We start from the raw sequence: 2077 nt of genomic DNA, 5'->3' as shown, positions 1-2077 counted from the left end.
TAGAATGGTATCTGTAAAAAGAAGGCATGAAGAAAGCAGCTTTAAACGGGCTGCTTTTTTTGTGTCTTCTTTTGTCTTTCTTAAGTACCGGAGGAACAGGAGTCTTCTGGATGGAGCAGAGAAGACAAAAATAAATAAGAACAGGAGCTTCTTGTATAATTCAAATATAGGGAATTCCGAGAAAGAAGGTTGAGAAAAAAATACCTCAGAGTAAAATAAGATTACTGACTTTGGACGGTTAGTAAAAAATCTTATCAAACAGTGAGGTACTTGAAATGAATTATAACACACAGAACGCAAAAATTGCATCTATTACGGAAAAAACTTTAATTGTTGGTATTGATGTTGGAAGTGAAACGCATTATGCAAGGGCTTTTAACTGGCGCAATTATGAGTACTCGAAAAAGCCTTTTGCTTTCAGTAATGACGAAGCCGGATTTGCTTCTTTTAAAGCATGGATGAATGATATGGCGGAAAAACATGGAATGGAAACGATTATTCCAGGAATGGAACCGACGGGACATTACTGGCTGAACCTTGGAGCGTACCTGCAGGAACAGGGAATGAAGCCGGTGCATGTAAATCCGCATCATGTTAAGAAGTCCAAAGAACTGGATGATAATAACCCGAGCAAGAATGACCGTAAAGATCCAAAAACAATTGCGGGTCTGGTGAATGAGGGAAGATTTTCTTATCCATATATTCCAACCGGAATCTATGCAGAGATCAGAAATCTGTCCAACCTTCGTATTCAGACACAGGAAGAGATTACAAGAATCAAAAACAGGATCGCCCGCTGGTTCAGCATTTATTTTCCAGAAATAAAAGACGTTTACAGGAATCCGGATGCGGTAAGCGGACTGATGGTAATTAAACAGGCACCACTGCCATGTGATATCAAAGAGCTTGGCGTGAATGGAGTGAATAAGATATGGAGAGATGCAAGGCTGAAAGGCGCTGGGATAAAGAGGGCAACGACCCTGGTAACAGCAGCGGAGCACAGCATCGGAAATACGGAAGCACCGAGAAGTGCCAGGAAAGAGATCCGAAACCTACTGAATGACTACGAAACATACAAAAACCGGATGGATGAACTTATGCAAGAGATAAAGGAAACACTTTCTGAGATTCCCTATATAGATAAGCTGATGGAGATCAATGGGATAGGGATAAAGACGGTAAGCTGCTTTATCGCAGAAGTAGGAGACATTGGACGTTTTGATAATCCGAAACAGGTGCAGAAACTTGCCGGTTATGCCATTGTTGCAGACAGCTCCGGGAAACATAACGGGGAGAGCAGGATCAGCCACAGGGGAAGAAAGCGTTTGAGATATGCATTGTATGAAGCTGCGATATCCGTGATTGGGAAAAATAAAGAGTTTAAAGAGATCCATAGTTATTATCGGACGAGGGAAAAAAATCCACTAAAAAAGATGCAGTCGGTGATAGCGGTGGCATGCAAACTGATCCGGATATTTTATACGATACTAACGAAAGGCGTGGATTATGACAGTCAGAAGATGTTAAATGACATTGTAAGACCAGAAATACAGTTAGCAGCATAAAGAGAAAGAAACAGTGTATCATGGCCGGTCTGAGCCTTTGAAAGGAAAGAATGAAGGGCTGAGACCAGCCATGATAGCTGGAAGCAATAAACAAATGGAATGTAACAGGAAAACGTCCACCGGAAGGTGCTGTTGCAGGAAAGAAGTCAGTAATACAACAAACAAAGAATGAGCCAGTAGTCGGCAGGAATATTTTCCAGAGGGCATGACCCTGTAGAGGAGCTAAGCTGACACCCTGGTTATGGACAGGCGGGACGAGAGAAGTTAGGACTTGGCATAGACTGATGATCCTGGTAGATATGGGAGGTTCGCTGCCGTAGATGGATGGGTACACACAAGGCCATGTAAAACGAAATAAGAAGACGTTTTACTTCGTGCACCCAAAATCCGCTATTTTCGTACCAGATACAGAGAAATGTCCATTCCTATGGCTCCTTCTTCTGAGATATTTATTGATGAAACACTAAAAAATCCTTGATTTTCAAGGAAAAAAGACTTGACTATATAGGGAG

The 2077-nt window shown here is 41.8% G+C and carries 1 protein-coding gene; it reads left to right on the top strand.

Annotated elements, in window-relative coordinates:
* The first annotated feature begins 275 nt into the window (after positions 1-275).
* The gene (locus tag DWX28_RS18540) at positions 276-1565 is read left to right on the top strand and encodes an IS110 family transposase (RefSeq protein ID WP_118254582.1); all 1290 of its coding nucleotides are present in this window, start codon (positions 276-278) and stop codon (positions 1563-1565) included.
* Positions 1566-2077: the final 512 nt, after the last annotated feature.

This window comes from Blautia sp. AF19-10LB, assembly GCF_003461245.1.
Lineage (GTDB): Bacteria > Bacillota > Clostridia > Lachnospirales > Lachnospiraceae > Blautia_A > Blautia_A intestinihominis.
This window is presented reverse-complemented; position numbering and strand designations above follow the sequence as displayed.